The organism is Rhodococcus sp. NPDC076796 (assembly GCF_040702765.1).
In the GTDB taxonomy this organism is placed as follows: domain Bacteria; phylum Actinomycetota; class Actinomycetes; order Mycobacteriales; family Mycobacteriaceae; genus Rhodococcoides.
In genome coordinates this window covers 611,227-636,930 of record NZ_JBFBMS010000004.1, presented here as the reverse complement: position 1 = coordinate 636,930, position 25,704 = coordinate 611,227, and the positions used below count along the sequence as shown (strand labels likewise).

Below are 25,704 nucleotides of genomic sequence, written 5' to 3'. Positions count from 1 at the left end.
TGGGGGTCATGGCGCAGGAGGCGGGCAGAAGCTGATGGCGTCGGTACCGGCGAACCGGTCACCCAGCCATCCGAACGCAGCAGCACCGTCGATGTCTGCGTGACCGGAATTCGGTTGGAGCACAGATTGAATCGTGTCCCCGTTGGCGCAGCCGGCCGCGATGGCGGACTCGGTCCACGACTGCGAGATCAACGTGTCCTTGCCACCGTAGACAACCAGCATCGGTGCGGTGGCGCGAGACATCGGCAAGCTCATCTCCCGGAGGTAGTCCGCGAGCTTCGCCGTCGCCTCGGGAGTGGCCGGACGCAGATCGTCGTCGCTGATCTGCGCCGCCAGGGACGTGCGGTCGGCAGCGAGAACGCCGCCGCACGCCGAGAGCTCGTCCCACTTCTCGGCGACGATGCCCCGGCGATAGTCGTCCAGGTCCAGCTCGGGGTGAGACTGGGCAAGGCCGACCAGAACCCACTGCAGCAGTGGCTTCTGGTCGACGGTGAGCGTGCCGTTCGCAGCGGCCTCCGCCAGACCGACCATATCTGCCGCCGGTACCAAACTGACCGAGCCGACCAGATCGAGGCCCTCGCCATAGCTGCTCGCGAGTTCGTTTGCGGCCCATGATGCCTGACCACCCTGGGACCCGCCGAACGCCGCCCACTTCGTGGACGCGTCGGGTATCAGCTTGCGGGCGGCACGCACCGAGTCGATGAGGTTGTTGCCGACGGTACGGGCGTCGAGATAGGGATGATAGGAACCCTCCAGTCCCAGACCCTGATAGTCGGACACCGCAACGACGTTTCCGGAGCGGACCAGCGCTGCGACGATCTGCGAGCTGCCGAGCAACTCGGGATCGGTCGACGGTGCGCAGTCCTCGAGCACGCCGGTGGTGCCGTGGCCGTACGCGATGATCGGCCAACCGCCCTCGGGCGGTGTGCCTTCCGGTGCGAAGATCGTGCCCGAGACGCGCTGAGGTGAACCGTCCACGCCGGAGGTGGACGAGTAGACCACCCGCGCGGCAACCGAGGACACAGCACTGACCCGGCGATCGATGGTCAGCAGTTGCTGCGCACTCTCGAGCGAACCGGGGCCTGCTGCACCGTAATCGGCGTCGAGCGTGGCACCGAACGCTGCCGATTGCGACAGCGAGTACGGATCGACAGGCGGGTCGTCGGAGGAACACCCCGACGTCACCAGGATCAGCGCCAGTGCGCAGGCACCGCTCGCTCGGCTTACTCGACGCGTTCGCGACAGTGTCATCGGACCCCCTCTACAGCAGGCGTCCGCATGTGAGCGGTCGCCTGCTTCACGATGTTCTCTACTTGATCGCGATGGTCGATCGAGTCGCGTGCAATTCCGAATGCCAGAACCAGCACACTGCCCAGAATCGAACCCATCACTCCCCCCAGAATCATGTTGCTCGTCGGCTTGGGTGTGGTGACCGAATCGGGAGTGGTGGCCGCGTCGATGAGCGACACTTCCGACACTGCTCCGTTGGCACCCAGGTCGATCTCACCGACGAGCTTGATGAGCTGCACTGCAACAGAATTGGCGATGTCCCGAGCTTGATCGGCGTCGGAGTTCACCACCGAGATCTCGATCAAGGCAGAGCCCCCAGTAGGCACGACCGTGATGTCCTGCTTCAGCTCGTCGGGTTCGACGGGCAACCCCTGCGAGGCGATGACGCGGCGCAACACCTGTTCGCCCGTTGCCAACACCACGTACGACTCGACGCGTACCAACGAAGAACGGTTTCCTTCGGTCAACGCCCTGGGCGACGTGGGACCAGGAGCGGTGACGAACACCCGAGACGCTGCGGTGTACGTGGGCTCGACGAACTGCGTTGCCAACCACGCGACGCCCGCCGACAGTACGGCAGCGGCCAGGATCGCAGCCCAACCCGACAACAGAATACGGCCGTAGTCCTTGAGGGTCGGGACACCCGTTGGGGCGATCATCGATTCAACTCGCACGTGTTGATCGGCCGTTGGCCGGCGAACATGCCCTTGACCCACGGCACCGACCGAGTGCTGTCGAGGTTGCCGTGCCCCTCACCCCGATAGACCTCGTACTCGACGAGGTCGCCGAAATCGCACGCTCGCTGCAACGCCTTCTCGGTCCACGGTTGGAGGATCAGATCGTCCTCGCTGCCGTACATCACCAACAGCGGCGTCGACGAACCTTGCTGAGGCAGAGCCATATCGGACAGAAGTCCGCGCAGACGATCGGTCGCCTCGACGCTGACCGGCGTCAGGTCTGCAGCCTGCAGACCCGCCAACAGCCCCGGCACCAGGTCCGACTTCGGCGGCACGCACTCCATGAAGTCGTTCCACCGCTCCCGAGCCAGGCCGGAGCGGTAGTCGTCGAGGTTCAGCTCGGGATGGCTGATCGCCAGAGTGTTCAGCGCGTACATCAACAGGGGGTACTGAGCCCGCGTCAGGGTCTGATTCGCAGCGGCATCGGCCAGGCCGGACATGTCCGATACCGGCACGATCGCCGCGGTGCCCACCAGTTCGAGCCCGCCCCCGTACTCGGCATTGCGATCGCTTGCCGCCCAGGCCGCCATGCCGCCCAGCGATACACCGTAGGCGGCCCAACGTGAACTGAGAGTGGGCATGAAGTTCCTGGCCGCACGAACAGCATCGATCATGTTGTAGCCGAACGTCTTCGAGTCCAGGTACGGGTGATACGACCCACCGAGCCCGAGCCCCTGATAGTCGGTCATCGCCACTGCGAAGCCATTGAGCGCCAATGCCGCCACGATGGGGGCACTACCGAGAAGGTTGGCGTAACTCGACGGCCCACACGCCTCCAGGACACCCGTCGTGCCGTGGCCGTAGGACACCACCGGCCACCCCCCGTCGGGTGCAGTGCCACCGGGGATGATGACGGTGCCCGAGACATCCGTGGGCTCCCCGGTGACTCCCGACGTCGATCGGTACACCACGCGAGTGGCAGTGGCACCCAACTCGCTGATGTCTGCTGCGATGTCCTCGATCGGCTCGGCCGAGATCAACGAACCCGGCGCGCTACCACCGAAATTGGACGGTGGCGGCGGTGCGGACGTCACCGGAGCGGCCGTGACGGGAGCCGTCGGCGCTCCGGACGGCAGGACGATCGGAGTCTGCTGCGAGCAGGAGATCGACACCACGGCTGCGGTCACCAGGACGCCGACTCGGACCGTCCACCTACCTGACATCGAAGCTATCCTCTGCTCGCCGAGGAGGTCGCAGAGTCGTTCGTTGCCGGCTTCGGCCTGACAGCGACGGAGTGGGCAGGCGCAGACGGAGCTTCTTCCGTGGACGGGGCAATGGAACTTTCTGCGGCAGCGGGTGTTTCGCTGGAGTCTTCGGAGGATGCGGAGTTGCCACCGAGTAGGCGTCGACCCGAGGGTTCGAAGGTGGTCACCACGCCCAGTACGGTTCCGCTGACACCGTCGAGCACCTTGATCGCACGTCGCAGCTTGTCGCGCGTGGTGCGGCCGGTACGCGCGAGAACCACTGTGCCGTCGGCCAATGCAGTGAGAATCGCGCCGTCGGTGACCTCGAGCAGAGGCGGGGTGTCGACGATGACGTAGCGGTAGTCGGCGCGCAGCTCCTTCAGCAGCTCCTGGGCGCGGTCCGATCCGAGCAACTCACTCGGGTTCGGCGGCACCGGGCCCGAAGGAAGCACCGACACACCGTCGAACACGTCCTTCTGGATTGCATCCTCGACGCTGTGCTCGCCGGAGAGGACGGTCGACAAGCCACTGTCCTGTTCGATACCCAAGCGGCTGCCCAGGGTCGAGCTTCGTAAGTCGCCGCCGACGAGCAACACCGTGTGCCCGGCCTCGGCGAGAACGGCGGAGAGATCGATGGCCGTGCTGGTGCGTCCCTCGTCCGCAGCCGCACTGGTGATCGTGATGACGCGTGGGGGCGAGCCGCCGCCGAGGAACCGGATGTTGGTGCGCAGGATGCGCAGTGGTTCACCCATCGTCGCCATCGACGCCACCACAGCCTTGGGTCGCGTCCCGTCGGCAGGGAGGCCTCCGAGTACGACGCGGCCCGAGACGTCCTCGGCGCGTGAACGATCGCGAATCGAGCGATCCACCAGGCCACGGAGCAGCGCGAGGGCGAGGCCGACGACGAAACCGATAGCGCCTCCGAGACCGAGGGTGACGAACAGGCCCATGCCGATCGGATCCGACGGAACGTCGCCCTGATCGACGATGGTGGCACCGGCCGCGGGATCACCGCCGCGCTGCGATGTTTCCAGTTCCTGCACCACCTGCGTCAGCTGCCCGGCGACGGCGTTGGTCAGTGCCTGCGCAACCGCGGGATCGGCATCGGTGGCACACAGGTCGAGCAACACCGTCTTCTCGATCGGCGTAGCCGTGATCCTGGAACGCAGATCTGCCGCGGACCCCGGCAGCTGCAACTGATCGACGGCTCGCTGCGCAACCTGGGTACTGGTGGCCAACCCGGCGTAGGAGGACACGCGTTCCTGCGAGAACAGGTTGTTCTGGTACGCCTCACCGACGGAACTGCCACCTTCGGTGGTGACGAACAGACGGGCACACGCCTGATACTGCGGCGTCGTGAAGAACGTGTAGGCATAAGCCCCGGCGACGCCGATGACCGTCGCGAGAGCGACGATCCACCAACCCGCACGAAGGATCCGCCAATACTCTCGAATCTCCACGAGTGCTCCTATCGAATAACCGTCGGTCAAGGGGAAAGAATAAAGCGCAGCGAAGGATTCGGCACGGCGTACATGTTGCGAGTAGATGAAAGCGTGACAACATCAGGACCCATGAGCATCACGCAGCGGGTCGGATGGGTCGCCATCGTGGCAATCCCCGTTCTCGTTACATTCGCCATGATCGTCGGCGGAACTCCAGCGAAATTGGGCGCATTCGCCCTCGTCGCGCTGACTGTGGGAGCGTACATCGGCCTACGTCATCCGCTGTATTTGACTCGTGCTCTTGCCTTTTCATTGGGGGCGCTCCCCTTCGGTTACGTACCGGGCACACCCGCTCCGTTGGTCTTCACGTTCGGTGTCGCGACAATCTTCGCCACTGTGATTCACCGCACAGCAGTGAGCCGTATCACATGGCCGGAAACGACCGTCATTGCGCTCATCGTTCTGTCCGCGCTGTCGGTCGTCGTCACGGCGACCGGACTCGGCGATTTCTTCGAATTCGGTAAATGGCTGATCTCGACCCTCGTGGTGGTGTGCCTGTTGCGGATGCCGAGGGACGAAATGGCGGTGTTCGGCAGGATCTACGTCTACGCAGCATCGGCCGCAGCTGCGTTCGCGTTGCTGATCTTCGTCGGCGATCCCGCAGGCAAGCTGATTCGCTACCTGTCGATCCTCGGATACGGCGCCGAGGAGGAAAGCACGCGATTCGTCTACAGCCCCACCGGAGCCACCTCGGTTCGCCTGGCAGGGACGTACATCGACCCCAACGCAGCCGGAATCGGCTTCGTCCTCGCACTGATGCTGTGCATCCTGTTGTTGCGCGGATACCTGCGTACGGCGCTCGCAACTCTGCTGTTCCTGTCGATCGTGCTGACGCTGTCGCGAGCAGCCCTGTTCTCGGTGGTGTTCGGCGTACTGCTGATGTTCGCGTTCCAACAACTGCGCACCAGGGAACGCCTGGCAATCGTCGGCGCATTCGTAGCGGCCTTCATCGGAGCGCTCGCAGTACCCAGCGTGCGCAGCCGCGTCTTCTCGTCCTTCGGCAACGAGGACGCCGGCTCGAGCGCACGCGGCGATGCACTCGCCGAATTCCCCGGTCACATGCAAGGCCACTGGTTGTTCGGCCTCGGTTGGGGCCGGCCCGAATTCGTCGATCCGGCCACCGCGTTCGAGGTGAACTTCGTTGCCAACTCGCCGCTGTTGACCGTCTACCGCGGCGGCATTTTCACCGGCCTCGCCTTCACCGCAATTCTCGTCGCAGGTGCCGTTGTGGGCTACCGAATGCTGCGATCGGGACGCTGGGAACTCGGCTTCTACGGCGGCACATTCATCGGCTTCTCGGTGGTCGCGCTGCAGCTCGACTTTCCCGTCGTCAGCAATCCCTCCACCACAGCGACATTTTCCGTGATGCTCGCATTCGTCGTCTACGCGTGGGAAAAAACGACGGAAACCAGTCCGGATGGCGACAACATCGAGGATACGAAAACGAAAAGCTTGCTTTCGGCCGAAGGTACTCGACCAGCAGTTTCATAATTATCGGTCCGCTTTTTGTGATTTGTACAAAACCGCATTGAAGGTGCAATGATTCCCGAACCGGCCCGTCGAATGTTGGTACGGACCCCCTGGTGGAGAGAATTGAAGATGGTTCACTTTCGCGGTGGCTTTCGCGCAGTAATGTCAGCGACAACCGTTTTGATCGTCGCTGCCGGGCTCTCGTTCGGAGTCACGTCCATAGTCACTTCGCCCGACCACCTCGTCGGCCCATCACGCGCCGAAGCGGCCCCCAATCCACCCGGCGTCGGCATTTCCGACGGCGGCGGACTGCTGTGGGCCTCGGACGCGGAGTTGGACACCACCGTGCAATTCATGGCGGCAATGGGCGTCAATTCGATGCGTATCGCCATTCCGTGGTCGAGCGTCGAATACACCCAGAATCAGCTGGACTGGACGGCCGTCGATCGCGTCGTGAACAAGCTTCGAGCAGCGAACATCTCGATGCTGGGCATCATCGCCTACACCCCGCCGTGGGCGACCTCCCCGGTCAACCAACCCATCAGCACCCGCCCGGCCTCGCCTGCAGCGTTCGGCGACTTCGCCGGCAAGGTCGCCGCCCGCTACAAGGGCAAGGTTGCCGACTACGAGATCTGGAACGAGCCCAACGGGTCCATGTTCTACGGGCCGCAACCCGACGCGGCCGGCTACACCGACCTGCTCAAGGCTGCATACCCCAAGATCAAGGCGGCCGACTCGGCTGCGACGGTCGTCGGCGGAGTCCTCGGCGCAGCCGAACAGGGCTGGGGCATCGTCAACCCCGTCGACTTCACCAACCAGATGTACGCCGCGGGAGCAGCAGGCAATTTCGACGCCCTCTCCTACCATCCGTATCAATACTCGCTGAAGTTCTCCGAAGGCCCCTACGTCGATCATTCACCGGCCCGGCAGGTCATGGACATGCGCGCGGCCATGGTCGCGAACGGCGACGGCAGCAAGAAGATCTGGGCCACCGAGTACGGCGTTCCCACCACCGCGGTGTCGGGAGATCAGCAGAACGCGATGATCACCGACTTCATCCAGAAGTGGCGCGAGCTGCCTTACACCGGGCCGATCTTCCTGTACACGATGCGAGACAAGGCGACCGGTAGCAACGATCCGGAAGACACGTTCGGCCTGCTCGAGAGCAACTGGGGTGCCAAGCCGGCGCTGTGGGGCCTGATGAGCCTGCTGCAGAACAACATCCCACACACTGCCGAATACAACCGATTCGCTGCTGCTCCGAACAACTCCGGAGCGGTACTGGGACCGGTGTTCCCCGTTCGCGATACGTGGGCGCAGTACCGGCAGGACGCGGTTCTCTACGAGATGCCGACCGGTTTCGTCGCCGTTCCTCGCGCTGTGGCCGAATCGATCCGCGCCACCGGATTTCTCCCGACCACGCCGTTCAACGGCACGTACCAGGATTTCGACAGCCCGTTCGGCCTTCGTGTGTTCTCCACCGCCATCGGCGGTACCCGCAACATCGGTGGCGGCATCTTCAGCGCCTGGGATCCCACCCTGGGGCCCGCAACGAGCGACGAGATGCCACAGTACGGCGGCGGCGTACGGGTGACGTTCCAGTACGGCACGATCACGTGGACACCGTACGTGGGAGCGACCGTCACCCGCTGAATTCATTCGATCGATTGATTGATAATTCACAAACCGCACGCCCCTTTTGATTGGGTGAAGTGCGCCCATTTCTCGGCGTCTTCATTGCGGCCACGTTAACTCTACGCAAAGGCGCGGTTTCGTTTTACCGATCAATTATTTTGCTTTGTGAACCACCTCACTTAACGCTATCTATTTCTTGCCGAAACGGATATTCATATAGCGCGAACGAATGACTCTTCGTGGCAGGATTATGTCCAGTGTTCGCACGTCTCGTCGGGGGGACGCCTGAAACTCGACGCTCTCGTCGTGCACCGTTGCACGTCAGAGCGTCTATCGGCGTGCGGGATGTCCCCAGCTCCACTCGAGTACGGACCGACACGATGGGTGGCTCATGAAGACAGATAGTGTTGTGTCACAGCTGAATTCATTCGATCGCATTCGGGTGGCAACATGACCGACGGCCTCCGCGTCGCGATTGCGCACGACTACCTCACCCAGCGCGGCGGTGCCGAGAAGGTCGTCCTGGCCATGGCCCGCGCCTTCCCCGACGCCCCCATCTACACGACGCTCTTCGAGCCGTCCACGACGTTCCCCGAATTCTCCGAACTCGACGTGCGCCCGTCGACGTTGAACCGCGTCGGCTTTCTGCGCAAGAATCACCGCGCCGCACTTCCCTTGCTGCCCTTCGCATCCTCGTCCATCGAGATCGACGCCGACGTGGTGCTCACCAGCACCAGTGGCTGGGCGCACGGCTTCCACACCTCCGGACGCAAACTTGTCTACTGCTATTCACCTGCGCGTTGGTTGTACGAATCGCAGATGTATCTGGGTGAAAGCCGCAGCCCGGCCAAACGCGTTGCGCTCAAAGCTCTCTCGTGGCCGCTGCGCCGGTGGGACCGGCGAGCCGCAGCGTCTGCGGATCGCTACCTCGCCATCTCCACGGTGATACAGCAGCGCATCACCGACGCGTACGGCATCCCGTCGACGGTGGTGCCTGCCCCGTTCACCGTGGAGACCGCACCACCACAGTCGATCCCCGAGGCAGCGACGTGGCTCGACGGCACCGGCTACTACCTGTGCATCTCCAGGCTGCTGCCGTACAAGAACGTCGACAAGGTGATGGCCGCATTCGCCGGCACCGACCGCAAGTTGATCGTCGTCGGCCGCGGCCCCGAGGCCGACCGGTTGCGAAAGCTGAAGTCCGACAACGTTCTCATGCTCAGCGATCTGACATCGGGCCAGATGACCTGGCTCTACCGAGGGTGTAACGGTTTGATCGCCGCAAGCTATGAAGATTACGGATTGACCCCCATCGAAGCGGGTTACCACGGCAAGCCCAGCGCCGTGCTCCGCTGGGGCGGCTTTCTCGACACGGTCGAGGAAGGCATCTCAGGGGTGTACTTCGATCAGCCACAACCGGATTCGATTCGCGACGCGGTCACCGCTCTCGAACGGACGGCCTGGGAACCACTGAAGATCCAGGCACACGTGGAGCAGTTCAGCGAAGAACGCTTCGCTGCCGAGCTCATTTCCGCAGTGACGGAGATCCACACAGGACATAGGGAGAGGACGGCGTCGCGATGACAAAACGCGCACTCATCACAGGAATCACCGGACAGGACGGCCCCTATCTCGCAGAGCTGCTGCTGAGCAAGGGCTACACCGTATTCGGTTTGATTCGCGGCCAGAACAATCCGAAGGCCGCCATGGTCGAACGGGAGCTACCCCAGGTCCAGATTCTGCACGGTGATCTACTCGACCTGTCGGCCCTGATGCGCGCGTTCGCCGTGGCCGACCCCGACGAGGTCTACAACCTCGGAGCCGTCTCCTTCGTCGCGTACTCCTGGGAGAACGCCCGCCTCACCACCGACGTCACCGGTGGCGGAGTGCTGAACATGCTCGAATCCACCCGACTGTACGAGCAGGTAGCGGGCAAGCAGGTCCGGTTCTACCAAGCGTCCAGCTCGGAGATGTTCGGCAAGGTCCAGCAGGTGCCGCAGCGCGAGGAAACACTGCTCTGGCCCCGCTCTCCGTACGGTGTTGCCAAGGTCTACGGCCATTACATGACGATCAACTACCGTGAGTCCTACGGCATGCATGCCAGCTCTGGCGTCCTGTTCAATCACGAATCACCGAGGCGTGGACCGGAATTCGTAACCCGCAAGGTCTCCCAGGCCGTCGCGCGCATCGCACTCGGTCTGCAGAGCGAGATCTCGCTGGGCAATCTCGACGCCAAACGCGACTGGGGTTTCGCCGGCGACTACGTCGAGGCCATGTACCTGATGCTGCAGCAGGACGAGGCAGACGACTACGTCATCTCCACCGGCGAGACGCATTCGATTCGAGAACTTCTGGATCACGCCTTCGCAGCGGTCGACATCACGGACTGGGAGCGCTACGTCAAGATCGATCCGCGCTTCTTCCGGCCCGCCGAAGTCGACCTGCTCGTTGGCGATTCCACGAAGGCACTCAGTGCGCTGGGCTGGAAGCCGAAGGTGACCTTCCCCGAACTGGTTTCGATGATGGTGCAGCACGATCTCGCCGAACAATCGGCCAACACCGTCAAGATCGCGTGAACGCCGGGCCCCACCCGACCGCCCTGATCACCGGAGCGGCCGGGCAGGACGGCAGCTACCTCTCGGAGCTGCTGCTCGAATGCGGCTGGGCCAACCAGGCCAACGAAGTCCGATCCCAGGACGTGTTTGGCGCAGAACCTGCCAGCGATATCAATGAAATTATCGTGGCGACAGTTCAATTCGACACGATCGAGGAGATTGCAGCATGACAGCGGTGGAAAAGCCCGAGAACGAGATCTACGACGTGTCGAACTACAAGATGCAGGACATCACATTCAAGCGGAAGCTGCGCAATCGCATCGGCACACTCGGCTTCAACATGATCGTGACCTACATTCCGTCACACTGGATTAGGCAGAACTTTCTGCGCGCCTTCGGTGCAACGATCGGCAAGGACACCTCGATCTTCCGCGGCACCACCATTCTCGATCCCGAGGGCCTCACCATCGGTGACGCCTGCGCCATCGGGTTCCGGTGCATGCTCGACGCCCGTGGCGGAATCACCATCGGTAGCAACGTCGTCATCGCCAGCGACACCCACATCATCGGTGGGTACCACGACCACAACTCCCCCGAGTTCACACCGATCCTCGAGCCCTGCGTCATCGGCGACTACGTGTGGATCGCCAGTCGCAGCACACTTCTCAGTGGTGTGACCCTGGGCCGCGGTGCCGTCGTCGGTGGTTGCTCGATGGTGCGATCGGACGTCGGCGAACTCGAAGTGGTTGCCGGTGTGCCCGCAAAGGTGCGAGCGATGCGTGATCCCGAGGCACTCGCCTACCGCCCCAAGTATCGGCCACTGTTCTACTGATGATCCTGCGAGACTGCCGACTCGTCTACGTCGCCCCCCGATCCGGAGTGGGCGGCGTGGGCGACTATGCCGACGACTTCGCCGACGCCGTGCGGCCACACTTCGCCGAGGTGATCGAGTATCGCCACGAGGGACCCGGATCGCACTCGGCGCGCGATATTCTGCGTCACCGCAAAGCGATTCAGGAACTCGTCGACGCCGATCCGGGTCGCGTCATCGTGCACTGCGAACTCAGCGGCGGCTCGGTGATGCCGTTCTGGGCAACCGCCCGACTCACCGGCGACCCGGTTGTGACTGCGACGGTGCACGACCCGCCCGGACTGGTCTGGTGGCCCGCGCGAACCAAATTCCTCGCGGGCAAGAAAGTGCTCAATCACGGCCTGCACTACCCACTTCGGTCGGCATGGCGTTCGCTCGAACGCCGGGTGGCCGGGAGCCGAACACTGTTCGCGCTCACCCGCTCCGGTGCTGATTCACTCGCGCGCGAGTATCCCGACGCCACAGCCAAGGCCAGTGCCCTCTTCGTTCCCGCGCGCCCCGACATCGCCCCCGCCGAGGAGCGGCCGCTGGCGGTCGGGCTCTTCGGATTGGTCTATCGCGGCAAAGGTTTCGACCAGATCCAGCAACTTCGCGACAGCCTCCCCCGCGACATCGCGATCCGCATCGCCGGCCGGGGAACCGAACTGCTCGACCCCGTCGACGGCGTGGAGATCCTCGGCGAGGTGAACGGACCGGACGAGGATGCCTTCTTCGCGTCCATCCGCGCACTCGTCCTGCCCTACGGCAAACGGAGTATCTACGGCGATGCGTTCCCCGCGTCCTCGGTCGTGACGCGAGCAATCGCGTATCAGACCCCGGTGACCTGCCTGAAAGTCGGCGCTCTCGCCGAGTCCGACAGCGGAGCCCTCGTGGTCGACGGGGGTGTCGCCGAACTCGCCGACGCCACCGCCGACCTCATCACCGATCCGATTGCGCTGGGCAAACTTCGACGCGAAGTGGAGGCGCTTCGCGTCTCCCACACCGCAGAGCTCGTCGTCGAGGACTTCGTCTCCGTGTGGGCGGCGCAATGAACGGCAATCTGCTCAAGGCCGGAATCGCTGCTCTGTGGACCTACGGCGGCCGCGGCATCGGCCTGCTGTGGACCATCGCGCTGATCGCTAAGCTGGGAATCTCCGATTACGGCCAGTACGCGATGGCCTTCGCCCTCGCCGCGATCATCGCAGCACCACTGGATCACCCCTTCACCGTGCGCTCGATCCGCGTGACCGAACGAGAGTTTCTGGGCGAGCGCACTACTCGCGTGCTCGTCGGGGCCGTTCTCATCGTCGGCGGCCTGTGCCTGGTGCAGGTGAACTACATCGCCTGGTTCGCCCTCGTGATCGGCGGCGGCGAGCTGGTGTTCAATGCCTACAAGAGCAGGGCACTGCGCGACGGCCGCCCCGACCTCACCCAGCGATTGGACACAGCACGCCAAGCCACGTCCATCGCGCTAGCGACGGCGTACTTGTTCGCCGTGCCCGACCCGAATCTGACTGTCGCGAGCCTGCTCTACGCCGCACCGTATTTCGTCATCGCCGTGCTGGCCGCCGTCCGGACGCGCGTCGCTGCTCCGCGCATCCCCGGATCGTGGCGCGAGATGTCGATGCTGTTCTCGGAGAACCTCGCCAACGCGGTCTACATCCAAGGCGACGTGCTGCTGCTCGGCTTCCTCACCGACTCCACCATTGCCGGCTACTACTCCGTCGCTGCAGTGACGGCCTGGGCAGTGGCCTTCATCGGCCAGGCCTTCGGCAACACCTTCCACGAGAAGCTGCGCGCAGCAGACGGGCTCGTCAGTGCCGGACCGGCCTTGAAGCACACCGCAGTTCTCGGCTGCGCCGCCGGCTCACTGCTGTTGATAGCCGGTCTGCTGCTCGTCTTCACACCGGCGTCCCCGCAGGTCGCGGGTGCCCTCGTGGTGATGTCGTTATTCGTGGTGATGCGAGTGATGAACCACGTGTTCACCACGGTGCTCTACCTGCAGCACCGCGACCGCACACGAGTGATGGCAGCAGCGACGCTGGCACCGCTGAAGATGGTTCTCGTCCTGTGCCTGTTCCCATTCGGTGCCGTCGGGGCGGCCGTGGCCTCGGTGGTCACCGATGCCGTACTGCTCGTCTGGTTCATGCGCGCCCTGTATCGGCATCCGGTGAAAGAAGAGGTACCCCAATGAGACGCGCGACCTTCCTGCTGTCCAAAGACCCCGTCACCGAGCACGGCGGCGATATCGCACTGTCTCGCTTGATGATGCAGCTCGCCCGCGAGGCGTACGAGGTGCGTTCGATCTGCCTGTCCAAGGAGACCGACGTGGCCCCCGACGTCGTACGCGTCCCCAAGCCGAAGGTCGACGTGGGTTTGCTGATGAAGTCGGTCCGGCCGACGCGCTCGGTGGTGCACGGACGCTACGACGTCGATGCTTTGCGTGACGCCATCGACGCGTCCATCTCCGATGTGTATGTGGCCGAACACAGTTACATGGCCGAATCCTTCCTCCGCTCGTCCAAGCTGGGGTCACCGTTCGCGATCAACACCGTCAACACCGAGTCGCAGGTGTGGAAGGTGACGCGCGGATTGATCGGCCGCCTCGAAGCACCACGCATTTTGCACGACGAGATCCGCGTCGCCCGCGCGGCAGATGCCGTCGGGACCTACGATGCCGACGAAGCGCAGATGTACCGGAGCAAGGGCGTTCGGGGCGCTCGGTGGATCGACCTCACTCTCGAACCCGCACCGCAGTTGGACCTGTCGACCACCGCGAAACGGTTGGTATTCATGGGAACTCGGGACTGGCCGCCGAACCAGGAAGCCTTCAAGATCGCGCTCGAGTACTGGCCGGCGATCTCTGCTGGCATCGACGGTGCCGAACTGTGCATCATCGGTGCGAAGGCCCCGGGTGCCAAAGATCCCGTCTACCCTGCCGGAGTTCGCGATCTCGGCTTCGTCGACGATCTGCAGGAATTCCTCGGCACCTGCCGAGCTCTGATCGCACCGGTCGACACCGGAGGCGGCGTGCGCGTCAAGATTCTCGACGCAGCCAGCAAGGGACTACCCGTCGTCGGAACCTCGGCGGCCGTCGGATCGCTCGACTCGACTTTCGAGCTACCCACGTTCGACAACGCGGAAGAGTTCGTCGCCGAATGCCGCCGCTACCTGCTCGACCGCACCGCCGCCGTCAAGGCAGGTGAGCGCATCTACGAGCTGAACACCGCGCGCTGGAACGACCGCGTGCCCCATTCCACCGTCGAAGCACTGATCAGCGCCCCGCTCACGAGCACCTTAGGATGATCGCCATGACCCTCCGCTCCCGTCTGCTCACCGTTGCCGCAGCCGCCGCGATCGCCGTCGGCCTCTCGACGCCCGTCGCACACGCGGCCCCGCCTGCCGGACTCGGATTCACCGGCGGAGCCCCGTTTCTGACGCTCGACGACGCAACGCTGAACAACGAACTCGGTGCCGGACGCGACATCGGTGCATCGTGGGTACGGGTGGTCGTGAACTGGGCGGCAATCGAGACAGCACCGGGCGTCTTCGACTGGGGCAACACCGATCGCGTGATCAACGCTGCGACGGCGCAGGGCTACTCGGTACTGGCCGTGCTGGGCGGAACCCCCGGATGGGCGCAGGGTGGCATCGCCTCACCTCTGCCCGGCGCAGTTCCCCTGGATCCCAACGCCTTCGGCGCATTCGCCGGCGCAGCAGCGGCGCACCTCGGCGAACGCGTCGACCACTACGAGGTGTGGAACGAGCCCAACATCCCGACCTTCTTCGCACCCGTCGACGCCGTCCGCTACACGAACATGCTGCGTGCGGCCTACCCCGCGATCCACAACGCCGACGCCGGAGCCACCGTGCTGAGCGCCGGATTGGCGACCACCATCAACGCCGGAGCCTGGACCACCGCGCCGGTGACCTTCCTGCAGCAGATGTACGCCGCCGGAGCCGGCGGATTCATGGATGCCGTCGCCATGCACCCCTACACCTTCCCCTTCACCGTCGAGAACGACCCCAACGGACAATGGGCACAGGTGGATCAGGCCTACGGCACCATGGTGGCCAACGGCGACGGCGGCAAGAAGATCTGGATCACCGAACTCGGCGCACCCACCGGCAACGGACCAATGGCCGTCACCGAGGACGCACAGGCCGCGATCATCGGCTCGAGCCTGGCAAAGGCGTCGTCGCTGCCGTACGTCGGCCCGGTATTCGTGCACTCGCTGCGTGACTCGGGCACCGACCCCGCCGATTCCGAGCAGAACTACGGTCTGCTGCGCACCGACTTCAGCCCCAAGCCGGCCTACGACGTGGTGCGGGGTTCGTAGAGCTCGACAATTTTTGCGGGCGAAGCGCACCTCACCGTTCACGATCGCACCGTGCACGCGGGATTCCGCGCACTCGACTCGATACTGAACGCTCAGGTCCGGTTACTGCCGGCTCCGATCGCGGGCACGCGCACGGAATTCGCCGATTGCGAGGGCGGTCAACACAACCCCCAACAGGGTGAGGGGAACTTGGGCGAGCGGAGCGTCGATGTCGAGTACGACGATCTGCCACACCACCCACGCGATGGTCACCAACCCCACCAATGCGACGAACACGGCAGCTTCGGAGGCGTCGACGAGCACGGCAGCCACGCAGATCAACGGTCCGAGACCGAGGAAGATCAGCACGAACAACCCGGATATGCGGTAGTCCCAGGTATGCCATTCAGGGAGCATTCCGACGTTCAGGCCCAGTGACCGCCCGCTGGGGTCGGAGACCAACGACAGTCCGTTGTACGTCCCGGCTGCGCCCAACAGGATCAGCAATGCCACCGTCGAGAGCTTCTTCACGGTGGCGTCATGCGTTCGTCGTCCTTCGGTTGTGGCCGGCAGCGGTTCACGTCAAGGTTGATACTGCCAGAACGAGTCCGATTGGTCTCGTTCTATTCGAGTGTCTGCAACGTGAGCACCTGCCCGTCGAGGCTGCCGCTAGGCTCGGTGGGTTGCGCGCCCGCCCTGGGCCGTGCCCCGACCGCACAGGAGACTCCGCATGCCCAAGCTGAAATCCATCAGCGAGTTCACCGGCAAGTGGTTCGCCCTGATCGTCGTGACCGCAGGAGCACTGGCCCTGATCACTCCCGACACGTTCAGCGGCGGCACTCCGGCCGTTCCGTGGCTGCTGTCGATCATCATGCTCGGCATGGGAATGACGCTGCGGCTCTCCGACTTCGCGGTTGTCGCCCGACGACCGTGGGCACTGCTGCTCGGTGTGGCCGCGCAGTTTCTCGCGATGCCGCTACTCGGTCTTGGCATCGCCAACCTGCTCGGCCTCTCTGCCGCACTGACCGCCGGGATGGTGTTGGTCGGATCGGCTCCGGGCGGCACTGCGTCCAACGTGATGGTCTACCTCGCCAAGGGCGATACCGCGCTGTCGGTGGCCATGACGTCGGTGTCCACCTTGCTCGCACCTGTTCTCACGCCACTGCTCGTGCTCTGGCTCGCCGGTGAATTCCTGCCGGTCGATGCGGGCGGGTTGTTCGTCTCGATCCTGCAGATAGTGCTGGTTCCCGTCGTACTGGGAGTTGTTCTGCGCCTGCTGTTTCCCGCGGTGATCGATCGCATGCTCGACGCTCTGCCGCTGGTCTCGGTGGCGGGGATCACCGCGGTGGTGCTGTTCGTGGTTGCCGCCAGTGCACCGACACTGCTGTCCATCGGAGCCCTCATCGTCCTGGCCGTCGTGCTGCACAACTCGCTGGGACTCGCCGTGGGGTACGGCATCGGCAAGGCATGCGGACTCGACGTCGCCAGCCGACGCGCGGTCAGCATCGAAGTCGGCATGCAGAATTCCGGATTGGCCGCGGCTCTGGCATCGGTGCACTTCAGCCCCGCGGCAGCCCTGCCCGCGGCCATCTTCTCGGTGTGGCACAACGTCTCGGGCTCACTACTTGCCAGCTACTGGTCGCGGCGTTCGATCGAACCGCAGCCGGCCGACCGAGCAGTGGAGTCGACACGCACGACCACCGACTGAGGCTGGATTCCACTCCGAATCCGGTGCAGCTAGCCGCGCTGAGCGCGGTCAGCTGCACCGGATTTTTCGGTTCTGGGGGTCGCAGCGCCCTTGCGTTATCTGCATTCACTATGCAATATTCGCAACAACGCTCCGCATCCGCCGAGCTCACCATCGAGGAGGCCTCATGATCACAGTGACCAGTGCCGCGGGTGGTGTCGGCCGCTTGCTCGTCCGACAGCTCGCCCTGCAGGACGTGCCAGTGCGGGCGGTGGTCAAGAACGGCGCGCAAGCTGCGACCACCCGCAAGGACGGAGCCGTCGAGGTTGTCGTAGGTGATCTCAGATCGGAGGACACGCTTCGTAGGGCCTTGGCCGGGGCCGACGTCCTGTACCACGCAGCACCGACCCAGATCATCGACGAGAAGCCCATCATCGATCACCTGATCGAACTGGGACCAGCAAACAGGTTGCAGCACATAGTTTTCCATTCCGTGATCCATCCGAACCTGCATCAGTTGACGCACCATCACCAGAAGGACATCGCCGAAGGAATACTGCGGAACAGCGGAATCCCCACTACGGTGCTCAGACCGTCGCACTACATGCAGAACTACCTGGAAGTGTGGGAATTCCTGCAGGCCGGAGTCATGCCGTACCCGGTTTCACCGGACAGCGTGATGGGCGTTGTCGATGTCGCCGACGTCGCCGAAGCAGCCGCGAACATCCTCATCGACCCAACACCGCACACCGGGCGCGTCTACGACCTGTCCACCGTGGAACTGACACGACACGAGATGGCTCAGATCTGGTCCGATGTGCTGGGCCACCGGGTCACCGCCATTCGGATCCCCCCATCGTCGTTGACGAACCAACTGAACGTGCTTCCCGCACTCGCCTCGGTCGTCGGGCATGCAGTGCAATCGACGAAACTGAACTCCATCGGCCACCTCGTGCGCGGTGCCAAGGCCGCGTCGAACCCTCGTGACATGAAGAATTGGCCCGCCGATGCACGCGAGGCGTACCGCACGATGATGACCCACTACGACGGCCACGGCCTCCCGGCCGGAGACCTGACGGTTCTTCCGACTCTGCTCGGTCACGCTCCGACGTCGTACGAGGAGTTCGCACGACGCTCGGCCGCTGAGCTCGGGCGCACGCCCGTCGGTTCGGACCGATGAACCGCCGAGATTCTCACTACCGGCCGGGCCGCTCCTTGGTGACCGGTGCAAGCTCGGGAATCGGTGCCGAGTTCGCCCGAGCACTGGCCGCCCGAGGCTCCGATCTCGTACTCGTCGCACGACGAGAAGACCGCCTGACCGCCTTGGCGAAGGAGCTCGAGCAAACCCACGGAATCCGTTGCCGCACAGTGTCCTGGGACCTGTCCGAGGAAGCGAGCGGACGCCGACTGCGCGAGGCCGTGCCCGAGCAGATCGATCTCGTCGTCAACAATGCAGGGTTCGCCGTACAGGGACCGTTCGCAGACGGCGATGCCGAAAACTTCGAGCGCCTCATCGCCGTCGACATCCGCGCTGTCGTGGACATCTGCTCGGCGTTTCTCCCGGACATGATCGACCGCGGGGACGGAACCATCGTCAACGTCGCCAGCACGACTGCGTTCCAGCCCGTCCCGTCACTCGCGGTGTACGCGGCCGCCAAGGCATTCGTGCTCAGTTTCAGCCAGTCCCTGTGGTACGAAGCAGGACAACACGGCGTCAGAGTGTTCGCGCTCAATCCCGGCCCGACCCGCACCGAATTCTTCGACGTCATCGGAGACACCGCTGCAGCAGCCGGCACCTACCAAACCCCGACCGAGGTCGTTGCTACTGCGATGCGCACACTCGACGCCAGACGGTCTCGCCCGCAGGTGATTTCGGGCCGACGAAACACTGTTCAGGCCATCGCAGCGGGTCTGGTCCCCGCGCGAGTTCTACTGCCCACCCTCGCGCGGATGCTCCACTAGGCTCGGGCCGAACTCGGCACCCGACGAGGAATGTAGTGTCACGAACATGGCCAGGGTCTCCAGATTCACACTCGCCGATCGGCAGGAAGCGGTCGCCCGTGCGTTCGGCGGTTCCGAGAGCCCGGCGGACGTGGCGACCTCGCTGGGCATCCACACCACGACGCTCTATCGCTGGGCCGGGTCTTCGGCCACCGACGAACCCGGGCCCGCAGCGGCTCGACTGATCGAGGCCACCCAGGAACTGCTGCAGGACGCGGACTACGCGGACATCACGATCGAAAGTGTCGCTCTCCGATGCGGTCTCGCACCGCGAACCGCGTTCCACCACTTTCCCACCAAACGTGAGCTCTTCCAGGCCGCCGTCGACGACGCAGCCACGGTGCTGATCGGCCGCATCCATGAGAAGTCGGCGGCCGCCACGTGGCCGGGCACCCCACTCGAGCAGCTGCAGGCATTTCTTCGCATCGCGGCAGCGAGCATCTACGACACCCCACGCACCCACGTCCTGTTCCGCAATCTCGGAGTACCGAGATCCGAGGGCTCGGCAGAACGCTGGCACGACAGTTTCGTCGACGCGATCGCCCAGCTGCTCCGTTCCGCCGTGGAAGCAGGGCAAATCCACAGCGACACAGATGTATTCGCTGCAGCCCACCTGCTCACCGGTGCCATGCGGGGGATACACAGTGCAGTATTCGAAGGCGTGGATGCCGACACCGCACTGGGCCTGGTCGAGAGAGTTCACCTCTTGATCCCACCTCGATGATCGAAGAAGGACCTCCATGTCGAATCTCCACCATGCTCCACTTGCAGGCGTAGACCCGAGCACCCTGTACCGCATCATGGCGCTTCGGGTCGAGGTGTTCGTACACGAACAGAAGATCGTCGACGAGGCGGAACTCGATGGTGCAGATCTGCTTCCGACAACGGAGTTGTTCTGGATCCAGGACGAGAGCGGGGAGGTGTTGGCCACGCTGCGCGTCCTCGTCGACGACACGGTCCATATAGGACGCGTCGCGACCGCAATTCAGGGTCGTGGCCGCGGCTATGCAGGAGAACTCGTCGAGGCCGCACTGAAGGCATACCCCGGGGTGGTCGAAATCTCCGCGCAAGCGCACCTCGAAAACTGGTACGGGCGCTTCGGATTCATTCGAGTGGGAGAGCAGTACCAGGAAGCGGGAATCCCGCACGTGAAGATGCTCACCCGCGCCGATTGAGTCTGCGTCGTACTGGCGGACCGGCGCTCTCGGTGCCGTCATCGTGACCCCCAAGGAGATGGCTATGCACTATGCGCTCCCCTTTCGGGCTCGATGGGCGGGATTCCCGCCACGACGGTGTCGAGTAGAGCGTAAGTTGCAGGACACAATCCGCCCTCGTCGTGGGAGAATCGTCCTGGCCGCGAGATTGCGGCGGAATCGTGTCGGATCGACGTCGGGAGCATCATGGCGAGTCCCTTTGCCCAAGGAATTGCGATGAAGCGACGCAATCCCGTTGTCGTCTGGATTCTGTTGCCGCTCATCACCTTGGGCATCTACCACTTCGTCTGGTACTACCTCATTCATCGCGAGATGGCCGACTTCGACCGCCGGAAGGTGAACGCTCCCGTCGCCGGGCCGCTGCTGGTCCTGCTCCTTCTCGGTTGGACGATCATCGCGCCCCTGATCAGCTACTACAACACCGGAAACCGCATCGCCGACGCCCAACGCGCAGCCGGTCTCCAGCCGACATGCAGCTCGGTCGTGGGGCTTCTGCTTACCTTCGTCTTCGGACTGCAGAGTTTGTACTACCAAATGGAGCTGAACAAGATCACGGCGCGATACAACGACGTCGAGCAGGGAACGGTAGTCCCTCTCGCTGCCTGACCGTGTGTCACGCTTCTCGACTACCGGTCGACAGTCAGTCCCGCGTGAACTGATGCATCGCTGCAGGGCGACCCAGTCGATAGCCCTGCAGCAAGTCCGCCCCGATCGACGTGGCGGCATCGAGATCCTCGTCGGTCTCGATGCCCTCGAACACGCAGCGCGCGCCGGTCTTTCGCGCGAATTCCAGGATCAGTTCGGCCACCACCATCTTGATCCGGTTCTCCCTCATGCCGTGCACGACGAATGCGTCGAGCTTGATGACATCGGGTTCGAGCAGCACGAGGTGACGCAGACCCGCGTAGCCCGAGCCCACATCGTCGACGGCGATGTCCACGCCGCCGCGTCGGAGTTCGGCCAGCACCGCCAGCACCCCGACCTCGTCGTCGATGGTGGCATGCTCGGTGATCTCCACGATCAGGTGCCGTTTTTGCCCGAATTCGACGAGATGTCCCACCAACGAGAAGTCGGCCAGTAGTGTTGCGGCACAGAGATTGACGGCAAGGAACGATCCGTGCGGGAGCTGAGCGGACTCCTTCAGGGCATTCATGACGGCAGACGTGTCGAGAGCTGCCCCGAGTCCACAGCACACGGCGTCCGCGAACCAACTCTCGGTGGTGCCGCCGCCTTCCGGAAAGCGTGAGAGAGCCTCGTATCCCTCGATCGCGCCGTCGACCGCGCGAACGATCGGCTGAAAGACGATGGTCGGACCACCCGAGTCGATGACGGCCCGGATGCGACGCGATACGTGTCGCCGGTGGGAGGCGTCCCTAGTCGGTAGCACGGGCCCGCAACGGAATGACCGGGCAGAGTGTCACCGACACCGCACTCCCTCTGATCGACCCGCTCACCGCCGAGGGATCGGACTCTCCGAAACCGAGAAGGAGTGCGTGCAGACGCGTCTCGTTTTGAGGCCAGGTGAGGCCGAAGGCGTCGGCAACGGCGAGATAGTCGTTCACCCGTTGCGCGGCGCTCAGCGCGCCGTCGATACGGTTGCGCCGAAGGAACTCTCGCATCCTCCGCCATCGCCAGCGGTCGATGATCAGTCGAAAGTACATGCTGCCAAGGGACGATCGGCGAACCTGTCCATCAAGAACTGGGCAGCTTCTCCACCGTAGCCGTCGATCAGCTGCGGCCCGAAGTGGTTCGGCAACACCGCACCCTGCAGAATCGGCGGCAATGGGTTGCTGTTGAACTGCACGGTCGCACCGCGACCGCACCAGTCGTCCGCCAACTGCCGGGCCTGGCCGTACGGCACTGTGTCGTCGTTGATTCCGCTGGTGATCAACACCGGAGCGTTGGGTGTACGTCGACCGATGCGTTGCTCGTCGAAGATGTCACCGGCCTGGGGAATGGCGCGAAGGTTCTCGAGCATCGACTTGCCGTCCTTCGTCAACGACTCCGTGCGCAGAAACGGATGCTCGAGAATGGTGTCGCCGATGCATTCGGTCGACAGTTCGTTCAGCACCGCCTTGCCGTGATCGGTGAGCCTGCTGTCCACGAGCGGCTTCAACGTGGGGTCCCGCTCGATGAAACCGTTGAGGGCATAGCCGATCACACCGCCGATCAGGGTGCCGTCGACCGTCCCCAACACATCCAGGAGGTCTGCCGTCGGTGCGCCGGCCCACGTTCCCTTCAGATCGAGTTCCGGTGCGTACTCCGACGCGAGTTCGGCGGCGGCCGCTGCGGCACCACCGCCCTGCGAGTAGCCCCAGATTCCGATGGGCGCGTCCGCATCACCCGCGAGTTCGAGTGCGGCGCGGGCACCGTCGAGAACCGCATGACCTTGCTCCGGCCTGTTCACGTAGGTGTGGATACCGGGCGTTCCCAATCCGATGTAGTCGGTGACGAACACGTTCGCGCCCATCGACCCCCACAGCGCCGAGGACAACAGTTCCTGGTTGAACGAGATCGACAATGGTTGCGTCACAGCGTTGATCGAGGTCGGGAAGGCTCGCGACGGTGCGCACTGGTCTCCCTGACCCATCGTGCCCGGTGCCACGACGATCGTCGGACGCGGGCCCGCACCTCGCCACGGCACCTCGGTGTCGATGAACGTACCCGTCACCCCGACGGGCGCACCGTCCTGCGTGCGGGAGGTGTACATGACGCGCTGCGCCTGCGCCGGATACACCCCGTCCGCACCTGGCAGAGCGGCGAACAACGACATCGGTTGCGTCCGAACGACGGACCCCGGATTGTCTTCGAGTTGCGCAGGTGGCACGTAGAAGTCGTCGACGGGATCGGCGTGCGCAGTCGAGGTACCGAGCGCGGTCACCGACGATGCCAGCAGTGCGGTGCCCACGAGAACACGAATCATGGTGCGATACGGGTACATCGGTCTCTTTCTTCCGAGTGTCAGATGACGGTGCCGAGGTCGCGAGCCACGATGTTGTCCAGTGCTCGTTCGGCGAGCGCAGCGATGGTCATGGACGGGTTGCAGGCCGCGGTGTTGCCGGGCATCAGGGCACCGTCGAGCACATACAGTCCGCGTTGGCCGTGTACGCGGCCGTCGAGGTCGCACACCGGGCCCATGTTGGCCCCGCCCAACGGATGCCAGGTGGATGGAAACAGCGCATTGGTGTCGGTGAGAATGCTGCCGGTACCGGCGATGCGACGAACCGTCGGGTCGATGGATCCGTCTTGAATGACGGAGTCGCCGTTGGCCGGCCAGTGCAGCTGGGCCTGGTCTCGCGCCGAGTCGTAGCCGAAGTGGCCGCGCCCGTTGCTGACTCCGTAGCCGACGAGCATGGTGCTGCGGGCGTCGAAGGACAGTGGTGGTATCGATGCCTGGATGACGGTGTGTGCAGTGCGCGGGTCGTCCCAGTTCAAGCTGCCGAACACCACCGGACCACCCTGCGGCGCACCGAATTGCTGCTCGATACTGGACCACACGTAGATGCGGTCGGCGTTGGTGCCCCAGCCCTGCCCGAGTTCGTCCGGCAGATCGGGAATGGCTCCGGTGGCGCTCGCGCGGACGAGCATCTTGGTGGTGTTGAGGCTTCCCGCCGCCATGATCAGTGCACCGGTGGTGAGGATCTTGTTCTCCAACACCGTTCCGTCGGAATCGATTCGGTCCACGTGGACGACCCAGCGGCCGTCGGCAGCGCGCTCGACATACGTGACGTTGTGCTGTGTTGCCACGGTTGCCCGACCGGTCGCCTCAGCGGCCGCGATGTAGGTGACGTCGACAGAGTGCTTACCGCCGTTGTTCACTCCGAACGCGCCCGCACCGTTGGTGTACGACGGCGTCATCACCCCGCGCGTCTCGTCGAGCGCGTAGTTCCAGTCGATCGGCATCGGAATCTTCGACACCGGCAGCCCCGCTCGACGCGCACTGTCCGCGAATACCCGCGCCGCTCGATAGTTGGGAGTGTCGATCAACTCGTCCGGGGCCTGCGCGAGCTGCAGCATCCGCGCGACCCGGGGATAGTGGACTGCATTCAACCTCGTCCAGTCGAGCTCGATCGGAAAGTGTGTCTCGAACACGGCCTGCGACGGCTGCAGCGTCATTCCCTGATAGATCAGAGATCCGCCGCCGACACCCGCGGCGCACAGCGCGGTCATGTTGTCGCCGGGGACGGCCTCGAGCAGACCGACGTACGGATCGAACGGAACGGGCCTACCGAACAGATTGGGGCTCGAGCCGTACCACAGCATTCTCTTGTCCGGCGCGGTCGCGTTGGGGAAGGTATTCGCATTCGGCCCTGTGGGCCAACGCCTTCCGCGCTCGAGCACCAGAACGGGTATGCCGGCCTCGGCCAGACGCAACGCCGCGACGCCACCGCCGAATCCCGATCCGATCACAACGACGCGATGGTCCTCACGGGTCAGCGAAACCTGAGTTCTGGAGCCGGTGGCTGCGCGGGCCACGCCGGTACCCGCCACTGCAGCCAGGCCTGCAACCGCAGTAGCGCCCAGAAATGACCGACGATTCAGCTTCGACACGTTCCCCCCACAGTCGCGGATGCGCACGCACCGAGACTCGGGTCACACGTACGCGCCGTGCAAAACTAGACAGAAGAGACCACAGGTGTCAAGTTTTCGAGGCTAAGCAAAAGGCAGGACGGGAATCAACCAACGCTCGAGATAGTGACGCAAACCGTCGTCCTCGTGAATGGAGGGGTCGTCGAACAGGATCACCGACAGACCCACCCGCACGATGACCCCGTCGATACCGTCGAACTGCCCGGAGTCGAAACCTGGATTGCGCTCGACGTAGCCGTCGAGGAACTGACGAACCACCGGTAGCGCCCGATCCATCATGCCCGCGTCGAACAGCGGGTTGGCGTTGCCCGAGCGCAACAACGAATTGAGCACCGGTTCGCGCCGAATGAGATTGCGCGCGGCGACGATCGTCTCGACGATGAACTCCGTCGGGGTCTCGGCCTGATCGGCCTTCTCCCTGATGCCACCCAGTACCTCGACGATGAGCCCCACCATCGCCTCGGAAATGACGTCCTCGCGGGTGGTGAAGATCGAATACACCGTCTGACGCGTGACTCCAGCAGCACGAGCCACCGCCGCGATCGTGACGCCCTCGAAGCCGGACTCGGCGATCAACCCGAGTGTGGCGTCGAGAATCTTCTGCTTGGACCGCATGGTCCGATTATGACGCCACGGGCGGACGGTATGCTCGCACTGTTCGACACAGGGG

General features: G+C 64.0%; 26 protein-coding genes. 16 read left to right on the top strand and 10 right to left on the bottom strand.

The annotated features are described in order from the left end of the window. Positions 1 to 6 precede the first annotated feature (6 nt). From AB0366_RS16985 to AB0366_RS16970, 4 genes are read right to left on the bottom strand one after another with little or no spacing between them, the layout of a single operon-like run. Complete coding sequence (locus tag AB0366_RS16985; protein ID WP_366244928.1) at positions 7 to 1,251, bottom strand: lipase family protein; 1,245 nt, start codon at positions 1,249 to 1,251, stop codon at positions 7 to 9. Beyond that, the gene (locus tag AB0366_RS16980; protein ID WP_366244927.1) at positions 1,248 to 1,949 is read right to left on the bottom strand and encodes a GNVR domain-containing protein; all 702 of its coding nucleotides are present in this window, start codon (positions 1,947 to 1,949) and stop codon (positions 1,248 to 1,250) included. Before AB0366_RS16980 ends, AB0366_RS16985 begins: the two co-directional genes overlap by 4 nt. Next, positions 1,946 to 3,190: a lipase family protein gene (locus AB0366_RS16975; protein WP_366244926.1), complete on the bottom strand. Its 1,245-nt coding sequence runs from the start codon at positions 3,188 to 3,190 to the stop codon at positions 1,946 to 1,948. The genes AB0366_RS16980 and AB0366_RS16975 overlap by 4 nt, the downstream gene beginning before the upstream one ends. A gap of 5 nt (positions 3,191 to 3,195) precedes the next feature. Further along, positions 3,196 to 4,671 (bottom strand): polysaccharide biosynthesis tyrosine autokinase, encoded by a 1,476-nt coding sequence (locus AB0366_RS16970; protein ID WP_366244925.1) that lies wholly within the window; start codon positions 4,669 to 4,671, stop codon positions 3,196 to 3,198. Positions 4,672 to 4,782: 111 nt separating this feature from the next. Between AB0366_RS16970 and AB0366_RS16965 the strand changes: the two genes are divergently transcribed. The 10 genes from AB0366_RS16965 (at position 4,783) to AB0366_RS16920 (ending at position 15,563) form a co-directional block, all read left to right on the top strand. Beyond that, a complete protein-coding gene (locus AB0366_RS16965) occupies positions 4,783 to 6,204 on the top strand; it encodes an O-antigen ligase family protein (protein ID WP_366244924.1) in 1,422 nt (473 codons plus the stop codon). Between the two features lie 141 nt (positions 6,205 to 6,345). After that, the gene (locus tag AB0366_RS16960; RefSeq protein ID WP_366244923.1) at positions 6,346 to 7,836 is read left to right on the top strand and encodes a cellulase family glycosylhydrolase; all 1,491 of its coding nucleotides are present in this window, start codon (positions 6,346 to 6,348) and stop codon (positions 7,834 to 7,836) included. A gap of 432 nt (positions 7,837 to 8,268) precedes the next feature. Continuing rightward, entirely contained in the window at positions 8,269 to 9,402 is a 1,134-nt protein-coding gene (locus AB0366_RS16955) for a glycosyltransferase (RefSeq protein WP_366244922.1), read from the top strand. Then, positions 9,399 to 10,394 (top strand): GDP-mannose 4,6-dehydratase, encoded by a 996-nt coding sequence (locus tag AB0366_RS16950; RefSeq protein ID WP_366244921.1) that lies wholly within the window; start codon positions 9,399 to 9,401, stop codon positions 10,392 to 10,394. Before AB0366_RS16955 ends, AB0366_RS16950 begins: the two co-directional genes overlap by 4 nt. After that, entirely contained in the window at positions 10,391 to 10,603 is a 213-nt protein-coding gene (locus AB0366_RS16945; RefSeq protein WP_366244920.1) for a hypothetical protein, read from the top strand. The genes AB0366_RS16950 and AB0366_RS16945 overlap by 4 nt, the downstream gene beginning before the upstream one ends. Further along, positions 10,600 to 11,205 (top strand): acyltransferase, encoded by a 606-nt coding sequence (locus AB0366_RS16940; protein ID WP_121871195.1) that lies wholly within the window; start codon positions 10,600 to 10,602, stop codon positions 11,203 to 11,205. The genes AB0366_RS16945 and AB0366_RS16940 overlap by 4 nt, the downstream gene beginning before the upstream one ends. Next, positions 11,205 to 12,275: a glycosyltransferase gene (locus AB0366_RS16935; protein ID WP_366244919.1), complete on the top strand. Its 1,071-nt coding sequence runs from the start codon at positions 11,205 to 11,207 to the stop codon at positions 12,273 to 12,275. The genes AB0366_RS16940 and AB0366_RS16935 overlap by 1 nt, the downstream gene beginning before the upstream one ends. After that, complete coding sequence (locus AB0366_RS16930) at positions 12,272 to 13,417, top strand: polysaccharide biosynthesis C-terminal domain-containing protein (RefSeq protein WP_366244918.1); 1,146 nt, start codon at positions 12,272 to 12,274, stop codon at positions 13,415 to 13,417. The genes AB0366_RS16935 and AB0366_RS16930 overlap by 4 nt, the downstream gene beginning before the upstream one ends. Continuing rightward, positions 13,414 to 14,529, top strand: coding sequence for a glycosyltransferase (locus AB0366_RS16925; RefSeq protein WP_366244917.1), 1,116 nt, complete (start codon positions 13,414 to 13,416; stop codon positions 14,527 to 14,529). The genes AB0366_RS16930 and AB0366_RS16925 overlap by 4 nt, the downstream gene beginning before the upstream one ends. Positions 14,530 to 14,534: 5 nt before the next feature. After that, positions 14,535 to 15,563, top strand: coding sequence for a hypothetical protein (locus tag AB0366_RS16920; protein ID WP_366244916.1), 1,029 nt, complete (start codon positions 14,535 to 14,537; stop codon positions 15,561 to 15,563). Positions 15,564 to 15,665: 102 nt separating this feature from the next. On the opposite strand, the gene AB0366_RS16915 is transcribed toward AB0366_RS16920, so the two are convergent. After that, a complete protein-coding gene (locus AB0366_RS16915) occupies positions 15,666 to 16,073 on the bottom strand; it encodes a hypothetical protein (protein WP_366244915.1) in 408 nt (135 codons plus the stop codon). Between the two features lie 199 nt (positions 16,074 to 16,272). On the opposite strand from AB0366_RS16915, the gene AB0366_RS16910 reads away from it, so the two are divergent. From AB0366_RS16910 to AB0366_RS16885, 6 genes are all read left to right on the top strand, one after another. Further along, a complete protein-coding gene (locus AB0366_RS16910; RefSeq protein WP_366244914.1) occupies positions 16,273 to 17,250 on the top strand; it encodes a bile acid:sodium symporter family protein in 978 nt (325 codons plus the stop codon). Positions 17,251 to 17,416: 166 nt separating this feature from the next. Beyond that, positions 17,417 to 18,409, top strand: a complete 993-nt coding sequence (locus AB0366_RS16905) for an NmrA family NAD(P)-binding protein (protein WP_366244913.1) — start codon at positions 17,417 to 17,419, stop codon at positions 18,407 to 18,409. Next, a complete protein-coding gene (locus tag AB0366_RS16900; protein WP_366244912.1) occupies positions 18,406 to 19,191 on the top strand; it encodes an SDR family oxidoreductase in 786 nt (261 codons plus the stop codon). The genes AB0366_RS16905 and AB0366_RS16900 overlap by 4 nt, the downstream gene beginning before the upstream one ends. A 46-nt stretch (positions 19,192 to 19,237) precedes the next feature. After that, the gene (locus AB0366_RS16895) at positions 19,238 to 19,954 is read left to right on the top strand and encodes a TetR family transcriptional regulator (RefSeq protein ID WP_366244911.1); all 717 of its coding nucleotides are present in this window, start codon (positions 19,238 to 19,240) and stop codon (positions 19,952 to 19,954) included. Positions 19,955 to 19,970: 16 nt separating this feature from the next. After that, on the top strand, positions 19,971 to 20,405 hold the full coding sequence (locus AB0366_RS16890) for a GNAT family N-acetyltransferase (protein ID WP_366244910.1): 435 nt from the start codon (positions 19,971 to 19,973) through the stop codon (positions 20,403 to 20,405). A 255-nt stretch (positions 20,406 to 20,660) separates the two neighbouring features. Further along, positions 20,661 to 21,050: a DUF4234 domain-containing protein gene (locus AB0366_RS16885; RefSeq protein WP_366244909.1), complete on the top strand. Its 390-nt coding sequence runs from the start codon at positions 20,661 to 20,663 to the stop codon at positions 21,048 to 21,050. Positions 21,051 to 21,084: 34 nt separating this feature from the next. Here AB0366_RS16885 and AB0366_RS16880 read toward each other — a convergent pair whose 3' ends face one another. The 5 genes from AB0366_RS16880 to AB0366_RS16860 all read right to left on the bottom strand — a co-directional run bounded on the left by AB0366_RS16880 (position 21,085) and on the right by AB0366_RS16860 (position 25,649). Continuing rightward, on the bottom strand, positions 21,085 to 21,831 hold the full coding sequence (locus tag AB0366_RS16880) for an EAL domain-containing protein (RefSeq protein WP_366244908.1): 747 nt from the start codon (positions 21,829 to 21,831) through the stop codon (positions 21,085 to 21,087). After that, entirely contained in the window at positions 21,818 to 22,105 is a 288-nt protein-coding gene (locus AB0366_RS16875) for a hypothetical protein (RefSeq protein WP_366244907.1), read from the bottom strand. Before AB0366_RS16875 ends, AB0366_RS16880 begins: the two co-directional genes overlap by 14 nt. Then, on the bottom strand, positions 22,090 to 23,367 hold the full coding sequence (locus AB0366_RS16870) for a lipase family protein (protein WP_366244906.1): 1,278 nt from the start codon (positions 23,365 to 23,367) through the stop codon (positions 22,090 to 22,092). The genes AB0366_RS16875 and AB0366_RS16870 overlap by 16 nt, the downstream gene beginning before the upstream one ends. 38 nt (positions 23,368 to 23,405) lie before the next feature. Continuing rightward, positions 23,406 to 24,995, bottom strand: coding sequence for a GMC oxidoreductase (locus AB0366_RS16865; RefSeq protein WP_366244905.1), 1,590 nt, complete (start codon positions 24,993 to 24,995; stop codon positions 23,406 to 23,408). A 102-nt stretch (positions 24,996 to 25,097) separates the two neighbouring features. Further along, a complete protein-coding gene (locus AB0366_RS16860) occupies positions 25,098 to 25,649 on the bottom strand; it encodes a TetR/AcrR family transcriptional regulator (RefSeq protein WP_366244904.1) in 552 nt (183 codons plus the stop codon). Positions 25,650 to 25,704: the final 55 nt, after the last annotated feature.

Bases quoted from the DNA above. Each gene is read 5' to 3' on its own strand.
- AB0366_RS16985 (WP_366244928.1), bottom strand. From the start codon at position 1,251: ATGACACTGTCGCGAACGCGTCGAGTAAGCCGAGCGAGCGGTGCCTGC.
- AB0366_RS16980 (WP_366244927.1), bottom strand. From the start codon at position 1,949: ATGATCGCCCCAACGGGTGTCCCGACCCTCAAGGACTACGGCCGTATT.
- AB0366_RS16975 (WP_366244926.1), bottom strand. From the start codon at position 3,190: ATGTCAGGTAGGTGGACGGTCCGAGTCGGCGTCCTGGTGACCGCAGCC.
- AB0366_RS16965 (WP_366244924.1), top strand. From the start codon at position 4,783: ATGAGCATCACGCAGCGGGTCGGATGGGTCGCCATCGTGGCAATCCCC.
- AB0366_RS16960 (WP_366244923.1), top strand. From the start codon at position 6,346: ATGTCAGCGACAACCGTTTTGATCGTCGCTGCCGGGCTCTCGTTCGGA.
- AB0366_RS16955 (WP_366244922.1), top strand. From the start codon at position 8,269: ATGACCGACGGCCTCCGCGTCGCGATTGCGCACGACTACCTCACCCAG.
- AB0366_RS16950 (WP_366244921.1), top strand. From the start codon at position 9,399: ATGACAAAACGCGCACTCATCACAGGAATCACCGGACAGGACGGCCCC.
- AB0366_RS16940 (WP_121871195.1), top strand. From the start codon at position 10,600: ATGACAGCGGTGGAAAAGCCCGAGAACGAGATCTACGACGTGTCGAAC.
- AB0366_RS16935 (WP_366244919.1), top strand. From the start codon at position 11,205: ATGATCCTGCGAGACTGCCGACTCGTCTACGTCGCCCCCCGATCCGGA.
- AB0366_RS16930 (WP_366244918.1), top strand. From the start codon at position 12,272: ATGAACGGCAATCTGCTCAAGGCCGGAATCGCTGCTCTGTGGACCTAC.
- AB0366_RS16925 (WP_366244917.1), top strand. From the start codon at position 13,414: ATGAGACGCGCGACCTTCCTGCTGTCCAAAGACCCCGTCACCGAGCAC.
- AB0366_RS16920 (WP_366244916.1), top strand. From the start codon at position 14,535: ATGACCCTCCGCTCCCGTCTGCTCACCGTTGCCGCAGCCGCCGCGATC.
- AB0366_RS16910 (WP_366244914.1), top strand. From the start codon at position 16,273: ATGCCCAAGCTGAAATCCATCAGCGAGTTCACCGGCAAGTGGTTCGCC.
- AB0366_RS16905 (WP_366244913.1), top strand. From the start codon at position 17,417: ATGATCACAGTGACCAGTGCCGCGGGTGGTGTCGGCCGCTTGCTCGTC.
- AB0366_RS16900 (WP_366244912.1), top strand. From the start codon at position 18,406: ATGAACCGCCGAGATTCTCACTACCGGCCGGGCCGCTCCTTGGTGACC.
- AB0366_RS16895 (WP_366244911.1), top strand. From the start codon at position 19,238: ATGGCCAGGGTCTCCAGATTCACACTCGCCGATCGGCAGGAAGCGGTC.
- AB0366_RS16890 (WP_366244910.1), top strand. From the start codon at position 19,971: ATGTCGAATCTCCACCATGCTCCACTTGCAGGCGTAGACCCGAGCACC.
- AB0366_RS16885 (WP_366244909.1), top strand. From the start codon at position 20,661: ATGAAGCGACGCAATCCCGTTGTCGTCTGGATTCTGTTGCCGCTCATC.
- AB0366_RS16875 (WP_366244907.1), bottom strand. From the start codon at position 22,105: ATGTACTTTCGACTGATCATCGACCGCTGGCGATGGCGGAGGATGCGA.
- AB0366_RS16870 (WP_366244906.1), bottom strand. From the start codon at position 23,367: ATGATTCGTGTTCTCGTGGGCACCGCACTGCTGGCATCGTCGGTGACC.
- AB0366_RS16860 (WP_366244904.1), bottom strand. From the start codon at position 25,649: ATGCGGTCCAAGCAGAAGATTCTCGACGCCACACTCGGGTTGATCGCC.